General features: G+C 54.9%; 14 protein-coding genes. 3 read left to right on the top strand and 11 right to left on the bottom strand.

The annotated features are described in order from the left end of the window. Positions 1–90: 90 nt before the first annotated feature. The gene (locus BM438_RS22610; protein WP_093638080.1) at positions 91–747 is read left to right on the top strand and encodes a phytanoyl-CoA dioxygenase family protein; all 657 of its coding nucleotides are present in this window, start codon (positions 91–93) and stop codon (positions 745–747) included. Positions 748–1,595: 848 nt separating this feature from the next. On the opposite strand, the gene BM438_RS22600 is transcribed toward BM438_RS22610, so the two are convergent. From BM438_RS22600 to BM438_RS22560, 8 genes are all read right to left on the bottom strand, one after another. Further along, positions 1,596–2,573: an NAD(P)-dependent oxidoreductase gene (locus tag BM438_RS22600; RefSeq protein WP_093638072.1), complete on the bottom strand. Its 978-nt coding sequence runs from the start codon at positions 2,571–2,573 to the stop codon at positions 1,596–1,598. Between the two features lie 221 nt (positions 2,574–2,794). Beyond that, on the bottom strand, positions 2,795–4,300 hold the full coding sequence (locus tag BM438_RS22595; RefSeq protein ID WP_167378437.1) for a cytosine permease: 1,506 nt from the start codon (positions 4,298–4,300) through the stop codon (positions 2,795–2,797). A 984-nt stretch (positions 4,301–5,284) separates the two neighbouring features. Next, complete coding sequence (locus tag BM438_RS22585) at positions 5,285–6,187, bottom strand: NmrA family NAD(P)-binding protein (protein WP_093638066.1); 903 nt, start codon at positions 6,185–6,187, stop codon at positions 5,285–5,287. Between the two features lie 96 nt (positions 6,188–6,283). Continuing rightward, entirely contained in the window at positions 6,284–7,171 is an 888-nt protein-coding gene (locus tag BM438_RS22580) for a phytanoyl-CoA dioxygenase family protein (protein ID WP_093638063.1), read from the bottom strand. 201 nt (positions 7,172–7,372) lie between these two features. Beyond that, on the bottom strand, positions 7,373–9,208 hold the full coding sequence (locus tag BM438_RS22575) for an acyl-CoA dehydrogenase (RefSeq protein WP_093638060.1): 1,836 nt from the start codon (positions 9,206–9,208) through the stop codon (positions 7,373–7,375). After that, positions 9,205–10,389 carry an acetyl-CoA C-acyltransferase gene (locus BM438_RS22570; RefSeq protein ID WP_093638258.1) on the bottom strand — a complete coding sequence of 395 codons (1,185 nt, stop codon included), beginning with the start codon at positions 10,387–10,389 and terminating at the stop codon, positions 9,205–9,207. The genes BM438_RS22575 and BM438_RS22570 overlap by 4 nt, the downstream gene beginning before the upstream one ends. A gap of 30 nt (positions 10,390–10,419) precedes the next feature. Next, positions 10,420–12,507, bottom strand: a complete 2,088-nt coding sequence (locus tag BM438_RS22565) for a 3-hydroxyacyl-CoA dehydrogenase NAD-binding domain-containing protein (RefSeq protein ID WP_093638057.1) — start codon at positions 12,505–12,507, stop codon at positions 10,420–10,422. A gap of 520 nt (positions 12,508–13,027) precedes the next feature. Then, a complete protein-coding gene (locus BM438_RS22560; protein WP_093638054.1) occupies positions 13,028–14,464 on the bottom strand; it encodes a TetR/AcrR family transcriptional regulator in 1,437 nt (478 codons plus the stop codon). Positions 14,465–14,806: 342 nt separating this feature from the next. Between BM438_RS22560 and BM438_RS22555 the strand changes: the two genes are divergently transcribed. After that, positions 14,807–15,922 carry an AraC family transcriptional regulator gene (locus tag BM438_RS22555; protein ID WP_167378436.1) on the top strand — a complete coding sequence of 372 codons (1,116 nt, stop codon included), beginning with the start codon at positions 14,807–14,809 and terminating at the stop codon, positions 15,920–15,922. Positions 15,923–16,259: 337 nt separating this feature from the next. On the opposite strand, the gene BM438_RS22550 is transcribed toward BM438_RS22555, so the two are convergent. Both BM438_RS22550 and BM438_RS22545 read right to left on the bottom strand, forming a co-directional pair. Continuing rightward, positions 16,260–18,050, bottom strand: a complete 1,791-nt coding sequence (locus BM438_RS22550) for an acyl-CoA dehydrogenase family protein (RefSeq protein WP_093638047.1) — start codon at positions 18,048–18,050, stop codon at positions 16,260–16,262. 292 nt (positions 18,051–18,342) lie between these two features. Next, complete coding sequence (locus tag BM438_RS22545; RefSeq protein WP_093638044.1) at positions 18,343–18,795, bottom strand: MaoC family dehydratase; 453 nt, start codon at positions 18,793–18,795, stop codon at positions 18,343–18,345. Positions 18,796–19,845: 1,050 nt separating this feature from the next. Between BM438_RS22545 and BM438_RS22540 the strand changes: the two genes are divergently transcribed. Next, positions 19,846–21,216, top strand: a complete 1,371-nt coding sequence (locus tag BM438_RS22540) for an APC family permease (RefSeq protein ID WP_093638041.1) — start codon at positions 19,846–19,848, stop codon at positions 21,214–21,216. Between the two features lie 276 nt (positions 21,217–21,492). On the opposite strand, the gene BM438_RS22535 is transcribed toward BM438_RS22540, so the two are convergent. Beyond that, positions 21,493–22,428, bottom strand: coding sequence for an electron transfer flavoprotein subunit alpha/FixB family protein (locus BM438_RS22535; RefSeq protein ID WP_093638038.1), 936 nt, complete (start codon positions 22,426–22,428; stop codon positions 21,493–21,495). Positions 22,429–22,435 lie beyond the last annotated feature (7 nt).

The raw sequence follows: 22,435 nt of genomic DNA, 5'->3' as shown, positions 1-22,435 counted from the left end.
CAACCCCTCTGTCGCCACATACCTGTCGCACCTTAGTTATCGTCAGAGATTTCACAGTATTCGTTAAGGAGCATATTCATATCGTCAGAAATGACCATTAGAAACGTTCAACAGGTTGCGACGGGCACGCCAGCGGACGAAGTCAACGGACTTACTCAGGCCGACGGCGACGTGATTCTAAAAGGGCTATTCGCCAAACAAGTCGACCGCTTATACGATGAAATTGACTCCATTGTAAAAGAGTGGGTCCAAGGCATTGTGGGCAACGATTGGATGAAGGAATTCGCCGGCTATAAGACAAAGCGCGTGACGCAGCTGATCGCTCGTAGCAAAGCATTTCGTGAGGAGATGCTCGATGACCCGACGATGCTGTCTTACGTCGACAAACTGATGCTCGACACTTCCGATTCATACTGGATGAATGCGGCACAGGTCATTCAATTGCAGCCTGGTGAGAAAGCACAATTTCTGCATCGCGATCTCGAAAACTATCCGATTTTTCGAGCTTATGGCCCTAAAGGTCTTGAAGTCATGTGCAACTGTATTATTGTTTTATCTGACTACACGGAAGAAATGGGAGCAACGCGCGTTATTCCCGGCAGCCACAAATGGGAAGACTTTGAAAATCGTGGCGATCCATCGCAGACAGTCGCAGCTGTCATGGAAAAGGGTAATGCGATGCTATTCGCTGGAAAACTTCTCCACGGTGCCGGGGAAATTGAAGCAATCGTCCTCGTCGCGCGATGACACTCGCATTCTGCCCAGGCTGGCTCGTCCCGGAAGAGGCGTATCCGTTCGTCGTTCCTATGGAAGTTGCGCGCACTCTTAGCCCGAGAGCCCAACAACTTATCGGGTTCCGCTCGTTCCACAACGGCAAACTTGAGGGTGGCAGCCTCTGGCAAGTTGACTATCTCGAGCTCGCCAACTATCTGAAATTAAATCAGGCCGAAGCAATCTCCTAACTTTAGCCAAGACGCGCGAAGTAGGTTCCTGGTGTATCCCAAGCGCTTCAAGGTTTCGCTAAAGCGCCTGAGCTGGGGACTTCACCGCATCCTGCGACGTACCTCCTCTCGAGCCTCCCTTCCTCAAAGGCGGTTGTGTGGGACACTTCGCTATCGAGTTCAGTAGCGCTCGACCTGACGACCGATGACGACACTCCATCATGGCGCGTAAAGGTACAGATCGGCAAAGTTCCAAGAAATGCGTGCGTCGCAGCAAATCGAGGAGAGGCAACCAAGATGAAGGCACGCAGATGGCGAAAACTGAGAGCCGGCGTTGCGTGTATCTCCAGCCCCGTGAATGGGAAGTCCTGGATGTCGACCTGGTTGACGCGCTCCACACCGGTGTTCGGATGTGAGTCTATTCGAACAAACAGCACAGAACGTCCAGTCGCGAACAGACGCACATAGCTAGCGGCTGCCCGTCTTTGGTATAGACCGACATGAGCACCGGCTCAGACGCGCCCCCCCTCTCTCAAGAATCGAATCGAGTGGCAGACGAAATGCCGCGTTAATTGACGCTCTATTGACTCGCGACACAGATTGGCATTTACATCTGTAAATAGATTCGACTTTTGAGAACCCTATCCAAAGACCTCATGAAGCCCCCTTCACAGCACGATACATGGTTGCGATGTCGTTCGGGCCATCGCCAACCATTTGAGCTCGTTCGAGATATGTGATGTATGCGTTTGTCACTTCGCAGGAGAGATTCTCGACCCTATACGCATCTCGCACCACGAGTTGGCCCGCATGGTGTACGTCAATAGAGGCCTGATCGCCAGAGAACTCTTCCAACTCGAGACGGCGAGTCGTATCTGGCAGCGCGTCGTTGAGCATATCGACCATCATCTTCGAGGTTTCTCGAAACGACTCCGGAGTGACGCCTGCGCGCTCCGCAAGTGCCGCCCCCTCAAAAAACGACGCAACACAACCAAAGTAGAACGCATAAAGTGCGAGGTAAACAGTCGGAGCTGTGCCTGGGTCATTTCCGAAATATCGCACATCGCCGCCGAGTGCAGCTAGCGACTCTTTCCATTCTTCAAATGCTTCACTATCACCGGAATAAAGAAGGGATGTAGCCGGCTTCCCGATATCGCGCGGATAACACATGATTCCGCCATCGATGTATCTCCCCCCATGTGACTCGACAAACGCAGAGATGCCACGCGCGTCGTCGACACTTCCGGTACTGAGGTTCACAACTGTCTTGCCCATCAGAGACGAAGCAACATCGTCTAGCTTCAAAATTTGGGCGGCTGCTGCTTTATCTATCGTGCAGATTACAAGCAACGGGCTTGCAGCCACCGCGTCAGCAGCAGACGAGGCGCCCCTCGCCCCCTCCTTGACAACTGCTTCCATTCGGGCCGCCGTCCGGTTCCAGACTGTTAGATCGAAGCCATTCTGAATGAAGGCCCGCGCCAAAGCCGCTCCCATAGCGCCGAGCCCGATGAGTGAAGCTTTTCGTCCTTTTGACATTGACACGTCCATTTTGACTTTACCTGCTGTGACGGAATCACCGTTTTTGTCTATCTCCTTCCAGCGCCTTCTCTTCGGAGAGTCAAGCAACGCCAACGGACTTTCAACCTATTGCTTCTACAGCCCCAATTCGCGAGTGATCAGGATACATGGCGCGCCAACATCATCGCCATACCATCCTGATTTGTATCTACAGAGGTTCGCCTCCCCGTATCGACTATCACCGTTCCGATGAATATCGCTCGAACATGCACAGCCAGGATGGCAGTTAAATGAAACGGCGCATGATTAGAAGATTTCAACGTCCGAGTCGAACATCAAAGTGCAACAGTTACCGCGTCGATTTCGGGCTTCTGACTTAACGTCGCCCGGCTAGTCTTCCATTCGCCTGTGTAAGCACCTTTGCTTAGCGGAATGAGGATGAGCTTGGCTGCTATGAAATATGCGAGCCCCGAGAGAATCACCATCGGGAGAGTCGCGCCAAGGTATTTGAACGGCCCGTACGTTTCCGACGTAACGGGGTTGTAAAGCAACAGATAGCCCCACGTCGAAAGACCGGTGATGGCGACAGCAATCCAGTTAACACCTCCCCAGAATTCATACTTGCTTCCGGTCGTCGCAAAGAAGTGAGCCGGATCAAGATGCTCCTTCCGAAGAAAGAAGTAGTCGACGAAGGTGATGCCCGTTACACCGACAAACATCACGCCGTTGTACGACAACCAACTCATGACGGCTGAAAGCAACCACTCCGTCTTGAATGCGAAATAAATTCCCGGGAGAAGCATGAGGGCCAACAATAGTTCCCACTTGATTTTGGAAAGAATCTTCACCTGCTGGATTGATACACCGGCAAGGTAAATCATCACAACCATTGTTGCGAGGTTCGCACTAAGGACTACCGCCATCGTAGCGCTTCCCAGAATCGGTCCGGCAAGGGAAATCATCCAAACCGTCGGGTCATAGGTCCCTGCACTGATTGCTGCGAGAGCTGCAACGGAAGAAACGAAGGCGGCGCCCATCAGCCCGATACCGATTATCGATGGCCCCATGATGTGAGTCCGTCGCTTCACGAGCCGCGTCAGACCGCCCATCACCGACCACCAACCCATGGCATTCGACATGCCAAACTCAACCGCCAAGGCCAGCCCACTGGTCCTGTCGTGTGTCAGCATCTTGTCAGAAGGAAGTTGATTTACCCAGAGCGAGTGCACCCCAAACTTATGAATCAGAATGCCGAACATCATTACAGTAATTGCCATGTGGAGCGGCCCGATATAACCGTTGAGTCGCTCGAATAGCTTGGGTCCTTTACACGCCAACAGCCAGACAACAAGTAGTAGCGCAAGCGCAACTACAATCACCAACTTCTCATGAGCGCCACCCGTCACATCCGTACCTGTCACGGTTGCAGCGATATTAGCGGCACCGCGGGACGTCAATGCTTCAACGACGTAAGACCATCCGATTTGCGTCGCAAGTACGCCGAACAACGGAATCACAATGCCGCGGTAACCAAAACTTGGCTTCGCCGTATCGATTATGTCAGTTCCGTACTTGTAACTCGGCATCCCTGAAGCGAGTGACACGATGACCATGCCGATAATGAGGCCGATGACGTAGCCGATGACGCCAAGACGCCAATCACCGACATACGGCAAAAATCCGCCGATAAGGAACGCCCATGTCGCGGCACTGAACGTACAGCACGTCCACATAAACGAGCCGTAACTTTCATAGAGGCGCTCACTGGCAAGAACGGGAAGGCGGCCAGACAGCGCTTCCTGCTCAACATCGCTCGCGTGACTCTGATTGGACTCGGTCATGGTGCTACTCCTACGACACGATATAGAGAGTGACCATCCAGAGGACCGCCCCAAGAATGCTCCAGAGCAGACCCTCAACCAGCACCGGCCGACTGGACGACCAACATTCTGAATCGGCGTGTCCCCCTTGTACCAACTCGTTCAGTTGATTGACCAGGTCTTGATTTAGTTGCAGTCCACGGTCGGTCGTGTCCGACGAAACCTCGACGCTTGATGTTGCCATTTCGTTTCCGCTCCCCAATCCTTAGGTAACCCTGCTTTCGCCGGCCAGGTCAGTCTTTCGGTCGTTCTGGTGCACGTATCTTTCATCAGGTGTAGGCAATCTCACTCCGCGCTACAGATAGTCCGGGAGAGAATGCGAAACCGAAAATAGATGGGCAATTCCTCGTTGCCCACACGCCCGCTACTCGCTGACGATGACCCCAACCCTGCTCACCATCAGACTATTTCGATCAAAATTAAACGGTAATGTGTATCGAGGCCTCAATGGCTGTGAATCGCGGCCATCGTCATCGACGTAAGCAGAATCAAACGTTAGCGTCGGTGCAAGGCCCAAAGTGGGGTGCTCGGACAGGAAATGAGTGCTCCCCCTAATCTGAGGAGACCCAGCCGTGAAAGACATGATTGCTCGCCCGGTAAGCGTATACCCGACCGTCACGAACGAACATCGTTGAATGTGTGGCGTTGCACAAGCACTCGCCAGCCTTAACGGTGCGTTATGGCGGCCGGCGACCCGCACCGTATTGCGAGTGTCGCTCGCTCGGTTAGCCTTTCTTCAGGGGAAACTGGTTCTTGTCTTAAACACCGACGGGGGTGCTGTTAATCCGACGCAGCCGGGCAGGCACTTTCTATTCGGCTCGAACAGACGCACACATGCTGGCGTGTGTCGATGAAGTAGGCGGATCACTCGCGAACAAACCCGACCTGCCGAGGCTTGTTGGCAAGTCTCCGTCCGGCCGACGCGAGTAGTCGCGCCGAGCAACGTTAGATGAATAGATCTCGATTGGTTGTCAGGTATTGCCTGAGGGTCACTTGCGGGCGCCCAAGGAGACGAGCAACCGTATTCGTCACCGGCACTCCGCCGTAGTCGCGTGTCTCGTGGCGAAAGTACGTCATTAGTGCGTCAAACTTGTCTCCCATGGCGTCGCGTAGCGGGTGGTCGTCGGCTGCGAATACGACCTCTTCGCCTATCACCTCACCGAGGAGCTTGGTAATCTGAACGAAATCGATGCGCTCCGTCCCGGTCAGCACATACTCCTCTCCGACGTGCTTCGACGGGTCTTCCGCGAGTATCTTGGCTGCGACCTCCGCGACGTCGGCCTCAGAAATCCATAACCGCGAGGAGTCAGACAAACGCGGCATCGCCAATCGACGCCTCGCCTTTATTTCAGGTGCGAGGAACCATGGCAGATTGAACATAATCCAGCATGGCACATTTATGTAGGTCATCGGAAGACCACTTGCATCCAAAAGTGGCTTGGCGATAACGCTTAGATTTGCCCCGCATCGCGTTGCCAGAAACTCCGGCGACAGTTGCGCTGCGGTTAGGCCCGGAGGGATAGCAATCAACCTCACAACTTGAGAGATGCCGCCAACGGTCTTGACGGCACTGATTATGTTCGGAGTGACAATGCTTTCGTCCGTTGTAAAGTCTGGGACAACAATGAAGACAGAGTCAACACCTCGCATGGCTTCAACCAGACTACTCGGGTCGTACCAATCTGCTCCAAGGACTTCTGCATTTGGATAAAGCTCGCGGAGCGAGTCACAACCCGACTCCCGGCTGCTTGTCAGCCTCAGGCCGACTTCCGGATACCTTTCGTTCAAAACACTAGCAGCCAAGCCGCCAAGATTTCCGGTCGCCCCGAGAATAAGTACAGTCTTCATAGTTTCTCTTACTTGATTACACTAAGAAATCGTCCATGCAATTGCCGCCCTATATATTGCAACGGCACTGCGAAACGGGCAGCAACATCCGAGACCCTATGAATTCTCGTTCAGTGGCTCGTTCAGCTTGAGGAAGTCGCCGAGCTCAAGATAGTCGACTTGCCAAAGGCTACCCCCGCCGAGGGTGGAGTTGTGAAACGACCGGAAACCTGCCAGCTGTTGAGCACGCGGGCTAAGCGTACGCGCAATCTCCATCGGAACGACAAATGGATACGCCTCTTCGGGAACCAGCCATCCCGGACAGAAGGCAAGTGCCATGCCCCGCCGAGGCTTGTTGCTGCGGTTCGCTCCGCCGCCATGGAGCAACTTACCGGAGAAGACCAGAGCGTCGCCTTTCTCCATCTCCGCCGCGACAGTCTGCTCCGGGTCGCCGCTTTCCTCGAAGTCTGACCATTTGTTGCTGCCGGGAATAACACGAGTCGCGCCCATCTCCTCGGTGTATTCGGATAACGCAACAAGGCAATTGCACATCACCTCCGGGCCCTCAGGACCGTACTTTCTGAAAATTGGATAGTTCTCGAGGTCGCGATGAAGGAACTGCGCCTTTTCTCCAGGTTGGAGCTGAATTACTTGTGCGGCATTCATCCAGTACGAGTCCGAGGTTCCAAGCATCATCGTGTCGATGTACGAGAGCATCGTGGGGTTGTCAACGATTTCTTCACGAAACACCTTACTCCGCGCAATCAACTGAGTCATGCGCTTGGTTTGCCGCCCGGCAAATTCCACCATCCACTCATTACCCTTTACCCCCTCATGCCAGTCGTTCATGAGGGGGTCTAACTCAAAGTTCAGACGGTCTACCTGCTCTGCAAAGAGACCTTGAATGATGACGCCACCATCTGCGTCAATAATCTTCTTTACTTCTACGGGCGGGGTTCCGGCGCGGACTCGCTGCAGCCTTTGACCATTGGATGTTGACGACACGGTGAAGCTCCCGGGAGATTGATGATAGAACGTTCACAACGGCGCATAGCGTTCTGCATCGAGATCAGCGTATGCTGCGAACAGACGAACACGAGTGTTCTGATTCGTGTGAAATTTTAGTCTCGCGGGAATCAATAGCAATGTGAGACCAGGCCATTTTGAAGTTCAAAGATGCTCGCCGGCGTTATCCATGTGCCAATCTCAATACCACCCGTCCTGCATCTCCAGGCAAGCAACGCTCAAGGGTTCGAACACAGCAAGCATGGAAGAGATCTTCGGAAGTTCCCATTCGAAGAAATACTTGCACGCCTGTAATTTCCCACGATAAAAGTTTGCGCCTGAATCGTCGACCGCTCCCTTAAGGGCACGCTCGGCAACCATCGCCTGCTGAAGCCATATCCACGACACTACGACATGGCCAAATGCCTCCATAAAACTCGATGCGTTCGCGAGCTGTCGTTCACGATCCGAGTCCTCTTGAAGACGCGCTCCCGTGTAGAAAACGCGCGCCATAACGGTCTGTAAGCTCTCGGCGTAATTCTTCAGGTCTGAAATTGAAAGCGCGGCGTTGACTGTAGCGGCAACTTCTAACGCGAAAGTTTGAACGAGTGCACCACCTTGCATGGGAAATTTTCGGCCCAAAAAATCAATGGCTTGCACTCCGTGCGTTCCCTCATGAATCTGATTCAGACGGTTGTCGCGATAGAACTGTTCCACGTTGTAATCTCGCGTGTAGCCGTAGCCGCCATGCACCTGAATCGCGAGAGTGTTGGCTTCCAGGCACCACTGAGACGGCCAACTCTTTGTGATAGGCGTAAGCAAATCGAGTAGACGTCCGGCGCGGATACGCGCCGGCTCATCTGGTGCTGTCTGCTGCTCGTCCACGAGTCTCGCGCTATACAAAGCCAGCGCCAACCCGCCCTCGGCGTACGCCTTCTGCGCAAGAAGCATCCTTTTTACGTCGGTGTGGTCAATAATCGGAACCTGTCCGTTTCTCGCCGGCGCTCCCTTGCTCGAAGCCGGCCGTCCCTGCCGACGCGTTCTTGCGTAGTCGACAGCATGTAGATATCCGGTATAGCCAAGCGCAGCCGCCACCAGCCCCACACCAATGCGAGCTTCGTTCATCATGTGGAACATATAGCTCAACCCACGTCCGACTTCGCCAACGAGGTACCCTTCGGCACCGGCCTGACCTCGCGGCTTATACTTGCCCTCGCCAAAATTGAGCAGGCAGTTCGTGGTGCCCCGGTATCCCATCTTGTGGTTGAGTCCCGCAACCACGACGTCATTGCGCTGCTTTTGCGTTTCGTCTGAGTTCGTTACGAACTTCGGCACGGCGAACAGCGAGATACCGGCAACGCCAGCCGGCAATTTCCCAGTTTCGTCCGGAACTTTGGCAAGCACGAGATGGACGATGTTCTCCGAGATATTGTGGTCGCCGCCGGAGATCCACATTTTGTTTCCAGAGAGCCGGTAGGTACCATCGCGTTGCGCGACCGCACGGGTTGTGATGTCCGCGAGTGACGAACCCGCTTGAGGCTCCGACAAGCACATCGTGCCTAACGCCTTTCCCGTTAGAAGGTCCGCTACAAAGCGTCTGATCAGATTCTCGCCGCCGTATTCCAGCAACAGATTGACGTTCGCGGCGGTCAGAAACAGATAGCCCGAAGTGGAAGGGTTGGCGGCCATCGAGTAAGCCATTCCCGCTCGCTCAACGACGTTCGGAAGCTGCATTCCACCCAAGTCATAATCTTGCACTGCCGCGAGTAGCCCAGCATCCGCGAAGGCCCGAACTGCTGAAATTACCTCCGGATTGACCGTAACCACATCACCGTCATAAGACGGCTCAACCTGGTCATTCTTTTTATTGTGAGGCGCGAAGAGTTCCGTCGCAACCTCCTCGTATGTGTCGAGGGCGGCATCGAACGTTTCTTTCGAGTGGTCCGCGAATCGCTCGCGCTTGGTGAGAGACTCAACTGCGAGCCACTCATACAACATGAAATTGATATCGCGACGAGAAAGAATCAGAGAGTTCATTTGACGACCTCAAACAATCCAGCCGCTCCCATCCCCCCGCCGATGCACATCGTGACGACGACGTACTTGGCATTACGGCGGCGCCCCTCAAGCAATGCGTGCCCTGTCAATCGCGAGCCGGACATGCCATATGGGTGTCCCACCGCAATGGCCCCGCCGTTGACATTGAGAATCTCATTGGAAATTCCCAGCCTGTCGCGACAGTAGAGCACTTGTACCGCAAATGCTTCGTTGAGTTCGAACAGTCCGATATCCTCCATACGAACACCCGTCTGCTTCAGGAGTTTGGGAATGGCGAAGACAGGACCGATGCCCATCTCGTCAGGTTCGCATCCTGCTACAGCGAACCCTCGGAAAATGCCGAGTGGCTCAATTCCCCGCTTCTCTGCCAGTGCACCATTCATCACAACGCATGCCGACGAACCATCAGATAATTGACTTGCATTGCCTGCGGTGATTGTGCCGCCTTCTTTGATTGGCTTGAGTGCGGCCAAGCCTTCGATAGTAGTCTCGGGTCGATTGCATTCGTCCTTTTCAAGCGTCACTTTTTGGCGAGTTACCTCGCCCGTCGCCTTGTCCGTGATCTCCATCTCGGACGAGATACTGACAATCTCCGACGCAAGGAGGCCGGCCTCCTGAGCCTTCGCAAATCGCTGCTGGCTCTGGAGGGAATATTCGTCCTGTCGCTCCCGAGAAATTCCATAGCGCTTGGCAACGACCTCAGCGGTTTCGAGCATCGACCAGAAGTATTCTGGGCGATGCTCCGCCAACCACTCGTCCTTGAAGGCATGCATGTTTTGGTGCTTGTTTTGCACGAGGCTGATGGACTCCAGCCCACCGGCGACTGCCACATTGACTCCGTCGACGAGAATGCTGTGCGCTGCCATAGCAATCGTCTGCAAGCCCGTCGAACAAAATCGGTTGACGCTGACTCCACTTGTTGTGACAGGCAAGCCCGCTCTCAACCCAATCTGGCGAGCGATATTCCAGCTCGTCGTGCCTTCGAGCAGCGACCCGCCCATGATGACGTCCTCAACCTCTCCCGGCTCAACGCCTGACCTTTCAACCGCCGCCTGAACTGAATGTGCACCGAGCGTCGCACCTTTGGTCGCGTTCAACGCGCCCCTGTATGCCTTGCCAATCGGGGTACGAGCGGTTGATACAATTACGGCTTCCTTCATTTTTTCCTCCGCGGCGACAAGTCTCACCGGCTATGCGTGATTGAAATCTTTCTTGTCCTTCAGCAATTGGGCGATGAGCGATGCTGGCGTCCAGAATTTGCCTTGATAGCCTCGTTGAAATCGTTCCATCTGACTTACGACCTCCGGGATACCGAGTTTGTTGGCATAGAACATTGGGCCACCCTGCACAGAGGGAAATCCGTATCCGTTGAGGTACACAACATCAATATCCGACGCGCGTTGTGCCACCCCTTCTTCAAGAATCTTGGCACCTTCGTTAACCAAGGCGAGCAGACATCGCGATACGATTTCGCCGTCCGAGATATCACGCCTCGGAACGCCAGTTTTGCCGCGAAGGCGGCTTATGACCGACTCAATCTCGTGGTCAACAACACGCTTGCGACTGCCGGCCGGATACAAGTACCAGCCGGCACCACTCTTCTGACCCAGACGTCCCATCTCGCAAACTACATCCGGAATATTTGAATATGGGCGGTCAGGCTGCTCAACAGCGCGTCTCTTACGGATGGCATATGTAATGTCATTGCCAGCGAGGTCTGACATCGCGAACGGGCCCATCGCCATGCCCCATTGCTCGAGAGCGCGGTCAACCTGGTTCGGCGTTGCACCTTCGTCAAGAAGGAAGAACGCTTGGCGACAGTATTCTTCGACCATACGGTTCCCGATAAATCCGTCGCATACACCCGAAACGACTGCGACCTTGCCGATCTTTCTTGCGAATTTCATCGTTGTGGCCAGCACGTCGGGGAGCGTTTGGCTCGGGCGCACGACCTCCAGCAATTTCATGACGTGCGCGGGGCTGAAAAAATGCAAGCCGATCACGTCGCCCGCGCGCCTGGTGAAGCCGGCGATTCGGTTTACGTCCAGCGTCGACGTGTTCGAGGCAAGGATGGCGCCATCCTTCGCGTGCTCGTCGATCGTTCTGAACACCGCCTCCTTGACGTCCATCTGCTCGAAGACCGCCTCGATAATCAAGTCCACCCGAGCAATTGCAGCCATATTTGTCGTGGTCTCAATCGCCTCGAGCCGCTTCTTGTGAACAGCCTCCGTCAGTCGGCCTCTCTTCAGACCGGCGTCGTAGGTCTTTCTTATAGTCGCCATCGCTTTGTCGAGGACGTCGCGAGAGCGGTCGACCAGCACGACAGGGTAGCCTGCATTCAGGCAGCACATCGCGATACCCGCACCCATTGTTCCTGCGCCGATGACAGCAACGGAGTCGATTGGGCGAATGCCCGCATTGGCAGGAACACTTTGAATCTTGCCCGCAGTGCGCTCGCTAAAGAAGGCGTATCGCAGCGCCTTGCTGTCAGCACTTTCCAGCAGCTCCTGAAAGCACTCAAACTCGACCTTCGCTCCCTCGTCGAAGGGAAGCGTAACGGCGGCCGTCACTGCCTTGATGCATGCCGTGTGGGCCAATCTCGCGTGACGGAGGGTGGACAGCTGCTCTTTTGCAATTTTCTCTGCGTCTGTGCGGTCTTCTTCCGAGACCTCTCGATTTCGAAGACTCGGTCTCTCATCGCGTGAGGCCGCCTCCAAGGCCACTGCGGCTGCGATACCTAAGGCATCCCCCTCAGCGAGGATTACCAGGCCGAGTAGCGCTGCTCTTTCTGCGTTTAGGGGCTCACCAGTGCAAATGATGCCAAGCGCTTCGCGCATCCCAATTGCCCGAGCGAGCCGCTGCGTCCCGCCTGCACCAGGAAGTAAACCGAGCTTGACTTCGGGCAACGCGAACCGAGCTACACGTTCAGCGACCCGGAAATGACAACCAAGCGCCAATTCCATCCCTCCGCCGAGGCAAAAACCCGAAATTGCGGCAACGACGGGCTTTTTGCAACGTTCGACAACGTCAATCACCTCAGGCAACGTGGGGGACCGAAATGCCAATCCGCCCTCGTCGGCGAACTCCTCAATATCTGCGCCCGCCGAGAAGCACCCGTTGGCGCCCGTGATAACTACGGCCTTCACTGTGCTGTCTGCCTCAGCTCTGCGAACCGCATAAACGATTGCCTTTCGAACTGCCAGGCCCAAGCTATTTACCGGCGCGTGATTCAGCGTGATAAGCGCCACGCCACTTTGAGTTTCGAATTCAACGGACATAGATTTTCTGAGGTTAGGTACTTCCGGGATGCAGCTTGGCGAAGGAGTAGACCTACCTCGACGACAGGGCTGCGATGGTATGCAGACTATAGGAGGCGTGGCAGTTCAACAGGTGGGCCCCGGCCAAAGACGGTGTGCGGTTTGACCGAGCAATACGGGCACCCACGGCGAAGCCACCGCACCAGGTGAAATACTGACGTGGCCTTGCTAGCACTTAGGAAGTGTCCCGAGGCTATTCGCAGGCATCCCAAACAGAGCCCAAAGATATGGCTATATCGGCGATTGTCCACGCCCCCGTCTATCCGCCATGGGCCGCCGCGGCGGATAGACGAAACGTGCTGTCCCGCACCAGTCAGGCGTTGAGAAAGGACTATCGATAGTCGGACACAAGAACCGCGCAAGCACTGGAAAGTGCAGCGGCGATTGGGCCAAAAGCCGCGTGCGCTGCGGCACGGATGTCGGCGTACAACGCGCGGAGGCGACTCGCTAGCGCCCCCCGCACGCACGAGCAACGCCCGCGTTAGGCCGGCCGGTCGTCAGAGTCGTGGACCCTACCTTTCAATGGTCCGACAGCAATCTGGACGGCGTTAGCCTTGATGACTTCGCGCACTCTGGAAATACCGTGTGTGCCTTTCCCAGCCTCGTAGGTATAGACCATCAAACCTTCTACCTGCATGGCTATCAACGTCGCTCGCGCCAGGCATTCACGATTAGTAGCAGACGGGTCGATTTCTCTCACCAAGTCCACATACACGTTTCGATAAGCGGAATAGATGCTGCTCACCAAGTCGCGAGTGACGTCCGAACGTTGGGAAAGAGCAAACATCTCGAACGAAAATCTGCAGACACGGGGATCACACGCCTCATCCGTCACGTCATCAAGAATGTCGAGCAGACGCTCCATCGCAGGCCTCCCGCTCGGCCTGCTCATCTCAGCATACCTGTCCTGGTAGGTTCTCATTAGAGCGGAGATGGTAGCTTGCAACAAATCTTCGTGATTCGGGAAGTAGTGCTGCAGTGCCGACGTCAACATGCCCGCTTCCTTGGCAACCCGACCGAGCGTGAAGCTGGCGTATCCGGCCTGCGACAGAACGTTCGCGGCAGCGGTCACGATTTTGTTGACCTTCTCCTCCCTTCTCTTGTTCTGCATTGTCGGACGACAGGGACCGCTGCCACTGGGAACCTGCCGCAGGCTCAACTCCGCCCGGCCGTGTTGAAGATGGCCTTCTGACCCGAAAACGCCTGCCAGTGTGGGCGCGGGCTGAGCCTCGTCGTCGCAGCCGTTCGATTCTGGCGCGAGTTGCAGGCTACGCTCCTCAGGCATGGCCCGCGCGCCGCGCTCGGACAGCCCGGCCACCAGCCTGACGCTGCGCTTTGTAGTCCGGATAAATTCGGCGTAGTCCTTTTCGGAATCCACCGAAAATCCGGAAAATATCATCATGCCCTCTCCCTGCGCCGTTAGGACAAGTGCGCGCGCGGCGCATTCGTCGTCGGAAAGGTCTGGATTAATATCTTGAAGCAGTCCAGCGAACACGTCGCAATAGGCGCTATATGCAGCCTTGAGGAGGCTCGATATGTATGTCTCGTGCTGCGCAAGAGCCCAAACTTCATAGAGGAATTTTCTTGCGTCTGTCGTTTGAATTTCTTCAACGATACGGTCGAGAAGGACCGAGCACCGGCGGTGCGCCGGGATGTCGCTTTGGCGTGCGATTGTCCGATAGTGTTTGAGCGAGTCGTCGAGGAACGCTTGCACGGTCGTGCGTAGCAAGTCTTCTTTCGTCGGAAAGTAGTATTGGACGTTGCTCAGTGTCAACCCAGTTCGTACCGCAACCTTGCGGGTTGCAAAGCCTGCATACCCGTCTTCCTTAAACACTTCAATCGCCGAGCGAAGTATTTCGCTAATGCGACGCTCTCGGTTACGACTCTGCACCGACCCGCCGAAGTCCTCCACTGTCATATTCGCCGCCTCCGTTGCCCCAACCCTGTACACCACATCCTCCCCAAGACTCGCTCCGCGCTTTGTCACGCCATTATAGGTCAACACACAAGTTTACAGAATGTTTTACGATGACATTGATCATCTAGAATGCGCCACTTCCGGGACTGGACGGTGTTCTTGAAGAATTTACCCTACCCTTATCTGACATGGTGTTATAGGGGAAAACGTTTATTTTTTTCATCTTGCATGTTTGGTCCGTCAACTCATAAACTTAGGTCACTCAACCGGTTTTATATGAGAAAAATGATGCCGGTGTCGAGCCAGCAGCATAAATTTGTCCGCAAGCGCGTAGGAGCTAGCATGAAACGACTGGATATGGACGCATCCGCAGGGTTTTCCTGCCTTAACCCGACGGAAATTTCGGTCATCATTGACTCGGCTAGCTCTCTTGGCGTGCGATCCATGGTCACGCTGGAGGGCACAGGTTTGACGAGCGCCGTGCTACATCAGGGAAAATGCCTTACAACCCTTACGCAGCATGCAACTGTAGTTGCGAACGCTACTCGCTTTACCGGCGACCGATTAATGCCTCTTCGCACTGGGTCGCGCGTCCATTTGACAGCATTCGGCATCATCGGATACGCGCTGTGGAGCAGTTCGACGCTGCGAGAGGCACTGGCCGTCACCGCGCAGTACAAGCTGCTACTGAACATGAAATGTGGACCGACGCTCTCTATTGAAGGAAGTGAAGCCATCCTGTACTTCTCCGAGCCTGTCGGCCTTTCAACGGAAGAGAGCGGGCTGTGCGTCGAATTTGAAGTAGCGAAGGTATTGACGTTCCTCCGGGACCTGCAGATTGCAGGGTTTCGCACATCGTCCATCTGCCTTCCCTCAACATCGGCGGAATTCCAGAGTCGCGCCAGCGCGTTACTGAGTTGTGAGAGCGTACGCCAAGGGAGTGTCGCCCAGATTCGGTTTGATGCAGCCTGGCTCGACAGCTTGCTATCTCAAGCAAACCCGCGTACCCATCGCGCCTGCCTTGAGGCGTGCGACCAGCTCATGGAAGCACGAGGCACTGACGTGGACCTGGCTGCGAGCGTACGTGCCATGCTCATGAATGCCGCGGGTATCATTCCGACCCTTCCCGAGGTTGCCAGCTCGCTCTGCATGTCAGCGCGTACCCTGCGACGCCGACTCGACCTAATGGACACGTCCTACAGCCAGCTTCTCGATGACGTCCGCAAAAAGCTTGCGCTTCACTATGTATCGTCGACATCACACACGACCGAAATAATCGCAGAGAAGCTCGGATATAGTGATGCTGCTAATTTCAGCCACGCGTTTAAGCGTTGGACTGGGCAGGCTCCCCGTCAATATCGCGCCAAAGAATGCGGCGGCGATATGCCGTGTGAAATGACTGTGAGCAGTCAGCAGCTGCAAAAGCATAGTGGATTTCACGAGGCTATGGCAGCGTAGACTGTTCATCGCGAGATCGTAATTCGGTGGCTCGACATCGCCGGCTCCGCCAAATCAAATTACTTTGCGCGCCTCCGCCGATTCCAAGTTCTCGCTTCGTCTGGACTACGCCGCGATGCTGACATTCCGAATGTTCGGTCAGATTTTTCCCTCACACGCAACCGGTACACAAGGACCGCCATGAGGGGGAGTGCAGCTTGACTTATTGCTCACCGAACTCCGTGCCACTGCGAACAGATTCGCTCCCAGTCCCGCAGAATTCTTCTCGTAGTTCGCGCCATAACGCCGCGGTAATGGACGCAGGGCTGCTCCAGTACAACCCTGCGAATGGGAACATTCAAACCGAAGCCAACGCCTGTCTCGAAGGCACGTGGTTCCCACTGCCATCCTCATTACAGATGCAAATCTCCAGCGACGTACATGTCGGAAGAATTGTACGCATATAAAAATCCGCAATCTCCAGCTTGGATTGAAAGAACACCCTGTTTTCGTTCATCCTTCGGGAGGCAGCCAGCATCGTCCGCGCCATCTGCAAACCGCCAAGCGCAAGGCCAGACAACTTTAGAATCAGAGCCGAGTTGCCGAGCACCAGCACCCTGTTCGAATCGTAGTTCCGCAGAACGAAGTCGATAACCATACCAAACGACCGACGAGCGAAGTAGAGCGAACGTGCTGCCCGTAGAAAGGCTATTCCGGCATGCGCTTCCAACTCCGAAATTACCTCTTCCATCTCGGTGATAAAGCTTGAACCTACCCGACCCTTATCTCGCGCGATTTTTCTACCGACAAAATCCGCAGCCTGGATACCAGTTGTTCCTTCGTAAATGGGAAGAATACGGGCGTCACGGTAATATTGCGCGGCACCAGTCTCTTCGATGTATCCCATCCCCCCATGGACTTGAACCCCCGCACTCGCCACATCGACTGCGGCCTCCGTACAGCAGCCTTTGACGATCGGAACCATAAATTCGTACTTCGCTGCGTTCGAGTTTCTTACGAAGACATCGTCCGAATATTTGCCCAGATCATCAAAAGCAGCGGCGCTGTAGGCTAAAGCTCTAGAAACTTCAACCGAAGCGCGCATAGTCGCCAATTGGCGTCGCACGTCAGGATGATTGATGATTTCCGTCGGATTTTCGGTAGTCCCCTCGTCGCGACCTTGCCGACGTTCGCAAGCATAGGCGAGCGCTTGCTGATAGGCCCGCTCAGATAGGCCAACCCCTTGGATGCCTACAGAGAAACGTGCCGAGTTCATCATAATAAACATGTACTCAAGGCCCCGATTTTCTTCGCCAACCAAGTAGCCTACCGCACCGCCAGCGTCGCCAAATTGCAACACCGCCGTCGGGCTCGCTTTGATTCCGAGTTTGTGCTCGATACTAACGCACGCAACGTCGTTTCGCGAACCGATGCCTCCGTCCTCCTCAACGAGAAACTTCGGGACAACGAAGAGAGACAACCCCTTCACACCAGCAGGCGCGCTGTTTACCCTCGCGAGTACCAGATGAATGATGTTGTCGGTGAAGTCGTGCTCGCCATACGTGATAAAAATCTTCGTACCGAAAATCTTATAGGTTCCGTCCGCTTGGCGCTCCGCGCGCGTACGAACTAACGAAAGGTCCGAGCCCGCCTGTGGCTCCGTCAGGTTCATCGTGCCCGTCCACTCCCCCGAGACCAGTTTAGTTGCGAAAAGCCTTTTCAAAGTTTCTGAGCCGGTCATGTTGAGTGCCTTTATCGCTCCTTCCGTCAACATCGGACATAGGGCGAAGGACATATTTGCGGCATGCCAGATTTCCTCGCACGCAGCAGCAAGAACTCCCGGCAACCCTTCCCCGCCCAGAGACGAATCATGAGCGAGTGACTGCCAACCGTTCTTCGCAAACTGCTTGTACGCCTCCTTGAATCCGGCCGCCGTGCGAACCTTCCCAGCCTCGAAAACGGCAGCATCCCGGTCACCCGGCGCATTTAGCGGCGCTAGGACATCACGTCCGAAACGTCCAGCCTCCTCCAACACGGTCGCTACCGTAGCTGAATCCACGTGGGAAAATCTATGAAGCTTCTGGACACGGGAATAGCTCGTCAATTCCTCGATAGTGAAGAGCATGTCCTGTACGGGTGCGTAATACATATCTTATTACCCTCGTTGGAGGTCGCCAATGATTCAGGGAACTGGAGACCATGTCCAGGAAATCCATTAGCTTGAATGGGTCAACTCGGCGGAGGTAACCACGACCGGTACGCCTGTCATGCAACGAAGCAGTCGCTTAACCGTTGCCTCAATTTTCGCTTTGCCAAGAGCAAACGCCTCTTGCTTCGGCAATACCTAGTCTGCTGGGGATGCCGATGCCTCAGCCCGCTCGTCAAAAATTAGTCTCAACGCAGGCCAAGTCACCGAAGCCAAACTTCCACCAGCGATGCAATCAAAAAACATGGCGAGTCAGCATCTCTGCTACACATGCCGGTTTCACGCTACCGTCAAGCTCCACGGTAATGGACCAAACCAGTTGCAATGTCCCAGACGCTTCCTCCGCCGAGATCAGAGCAATCCGTCCCCGCACCCTGCTTCCACTCGGAACCGGCGTTATGAACCTGACCTTGTTCAGTCCGTAGTTAACGGCCATTTTTTGCTTGAACTCGAGGCACGAGTCCAGAAAGTACGGAAGCAAAGACAAGGTGAGGAAGCCGTGCGCGACTGTGCTCCGAAAGGGTGACTCAACGCCGGCTCTTTCGACGTCCACGTGAATCCACTGCCGGTCCCCGGTCGCCGCAGCGAACTCATCTATGCGCATTTGGCCGATTTCAGTCCAAGACGAAAGGAGCACCCCCTGACCAACAAGCGCTTGCGCGTCAGCCGGCGATGTAATATTTCTCATTTAGCATATGGTTCATCAAGATGTTAAACGTTACCGTCTCAGCCAAGAACACCTGCTTGTCGCGGTTCTGAACAACGGTGGACGACATATCTCAACCGGCAGTATTGCTCGCATACGTCCCAGTCTCGTAAGCTTGAAATTCTCCGGATTATTCGCTATTGAGCGCGTACGACGGAACTTGGTCACCCGCGCCGGTGGCGAAAGAGTCGGATTAAGCCATTTCTCGACCGGCAAGCGTAACGCCCGTCCTGCGATACTTATTGTCTTTCCGTTCAAATCCACTTTTCGTCGATTCGGCTTCGGCGCTATTTCATTCGTCAACACGATCCTCAGGCAACAAAGATTCCACATTTCATTCGTAGTACATATTTATTTCAATCCTACAATGCGATCTTCATTAACCTAGAACGACTCCAGTTGTGAATTCCTGACTCAGGACGCTGGCCCGATGCAGCGAGAACTACAGATGAAATCAACTGAGATTACAGATTAGAGAATGAACACCACCTCAACCATGTTCAAACAGGACAAAATTTCGATGAAAACCGGTCATCGCTCTGCCCGCATTCCGTCAGCTTGCTACCGCCGCGGCTTGCTACAGAGCTCGGGATGACCTCCTGGACGATGCGTAGCTCCGTCTAAGACGGAAGGTCATCGGAACCTCAGGTCTCTATCTCCAGACGCTTTGAGCCAACGCTCTCCCTCTCTGGTCACCTCGCGCGTCGCGGGCACGGATGAACGAATCGCTCACTGTCCTAATATCACACACATTTTGGCTTCAACAAACATACGCACTGGATCGTCAATCAGAGACGATACTTGGCAGCGCCGAACGGAGCTGTGTTTGCGCGGAAAAGCTGTACCAGCTTGCGGCAAACCATCGTCGTGGATGTGTATTGTTGACCAGAAGTACGTATCGGCCCACAACCCCACTAACTGCCACGAGTGACTGATTTCATCAGTCAGCCACGGCGATATACCCTGGGGCGAACGGAAGCTCGGAGCGTGAGTTCGGCCTGTTCAATCTTACTATTGATATTGAGGAAAGTGATGGAACACATCTCAGCTACCGATGCCTCTTCGCTTCCGAGGGAAAGCAGCGGTGCCGGCCATTTCGCAAAGGTCCTGTCCTTTCGGGACCTCGTCATTTACGGCATTGTCTTTGTTGCCCCGATAGCGCCATGGGGCACGTTCGCGTACGTCTATGATCTATCGGGACACGCCGCAGTCGCGGCATACGTCATCGGCGTCGTTTGTATGTACTTCACCGCTCATTCGTACAAGGAAATTTGTACGCAGGTGCCGAGTTCCGGCTCCGTGTATGCATATGTACGCCATGCCATGGGAGTTGGTCCCGGATTCATTGCCGGGTGGATGGTCCTTCTTGATTATCTTCTCATCCCGGCACTAATGTATGTGATTGCAGGTGTGGCCCTCAATACGTTCCTTCCTGACATACCAAGATGGATCTGGGTGCTCGTATTCGCAGGATTTAGTTTGGCCGTCAACTGGTTCGGCATCGCGTTCACTGCCCGGGTAAATATCCTCTTCCTGGTTGTCCAACTCGTAGCAGTTGCTGGCTTTCTTGGGTGGGCGATTTTCAAATTGAAGGCTAACGGCGAATTCGCCTTTCCCGCTTCGACCTTGTGGTCACCTGGCGTAACAGCAAGCGGGTTGTTCGCGGGAACGTCAATTTGTATTCTCGCCTTCATTGGCTTCGACGCGATAACGACGCTCACGGACGAGGTAAAACCATGTCAAAGGCATCTCATCGGTCGCTCGATTGTCGTCGTATTGCTTTTCATCGGTGCCGTGGCGGTCCTGCAGTCGTGGGTGCTTTCCGCTCTCGCGAAGGGATTTACCTTTAAGGACCTAGCCAGTGGCGTATATGACCTCACTGGCGCACGTGTATCTCCCTCAGCCGGCGCCATCATGGCATGGACCGCAGCGACCGTAACCGGCATTGCCATTACGCCCCCCATGTTGGCAGCAGTCTCACGAGTTCTCTGCGCGATGGCGGAGGGCGGACAGATGCCCAAATTCTTGACTGCGCTGCATAAGCGTCATCAAGTACCTCATCGCGCCCTGCTAGTGTCAACCGTCCTTTCTGTAGCCATCGCGCTGACCTTCGCGGCTCATCCGGACGAGCTAACCGGCATCGTGAACTTTGGAGCACTTTGCGCGTACATCGGCGTGCATTTAGCCGTCCTCGTCCTACTTGGCTTCCGGAGGCGCTCCGGCCGCTGGTTTGCGCATATGCTATGCCCCATAGCGGGAATCGCAATTATCATTGCGGTCGCTACGCAGATGTCCAGTACCGCTCTCGAACTTGGGTTCGGTTGGATGGCCTTCGGCATCCTCTACTACATTACGCTCAAGGCATTCCGTAAGAGCGCGCTAGACGCTGAAGTACCCATCTGAGCTTAAGTGCGGCAGCTACGCTCCCGCACTGAAAGATCCGATTTACTCCTGCCATTAGGCAGTACACTCGAGATAGCGGGAGGAATATTTGACTTCGGCGACCGGGCAAGTCCGGTGCCGACAAGGAAGCGCCCAGAGCTTACTGCGCAGCTCGGCGATGCTCGAAGACTATCAGGGTCGCTGCCGGTGGGGCAGATAAGCTCTGCGCCCGTTCAGCAACGCCGCGCTATCCGCCCCCCGTCTCTAGTGCTGCTCAGAATCAATACTGCATTGATTCTAGGTTAGCTCTTTAACCAGTTCGGGAACTACCGAGAACAGGTCGCCCACGACTGAGTAGTCGGCGACCCCGAAAATGGGCGCCTCGGGGTCTTTGTTGATTGCGACGATGACCTTCGAATCCTTCATCCCGGCCAGATGTTGGATCGCGCCTGAAATTCCGACCGCGACATACAACTCGGGTGCAACGATTTTTCCGGTCTGGCCAACCTGATAGTCGTTGGGTACAAATCCTGCATCGACGGCTGCGCGAGAAGCGCCCAATGCTGCGCCCAGAGCGTCCGCAAGTGGAGCAAGGACATTTTGGTAATTGTCACCGCTGCCAAGGCCGCGGCCACCAGAAACGATGATTTTGGCTGACGTCAGTTCAGGCCGATCCAGCTTCGTTACCTCACGGCCGACAAAACGTGACGCGCCCGAGTCCGGAGCTGCGGCTATCACCTCAACCTCCGTCGCGACCGCACCGGTGGTTGCAACATCGAAACCCGTGGTCCGGACAGTTATGACCTTGATTGCGTCGACTGACTGAACAGTGGCAATCGCATTGCCAGCATAGACAGGCCGCTCGAACGTATCAGAGCTGACTACCGCAGTAATGTCACTAATTTGAGCGACGTCTAACTTCGCCGCAATGCGGGGAGCGACGTTCTTACCGTAAGCCGTCGCCGGGGCTAGAATATGAGAGTACCTTCGGGCGATACTAAGTACGGTCGCTTCAATATTCTCAGCCAGATTGTTGCCAAGATGCTCCGCGTCGGCCCAAAGAACCTTCGTTACTCCGCTTAACCTGGCCGCTTCTTCAGCGACTCCGCGCGCGTCATGCCCAGCAACGAAGACATGAACGTCGTCACCGATACATAACGCAGCCGCCACCGTGTTGAGCGTTGCCGTCTTCAGCGAAGTGTTGTCATGCTCTGCAATCACCAGAATCGTCATTTTCGCA

Source organism: Paraburkholderia aspalathi (assembly GCF_900116445.1).
GTDB lineage: Bacteria > Pseudomonadota > Gammaproteobacteria > Burkholderiales > Burkholderiaceae > Paraburkholderia > Paraburkholderia aspalathi.
The sequence above is the reverse complement of the archived record's forward strand: the minus strand, read 5'-3'. Positions and strand labels throughout refer to the sequence as shown.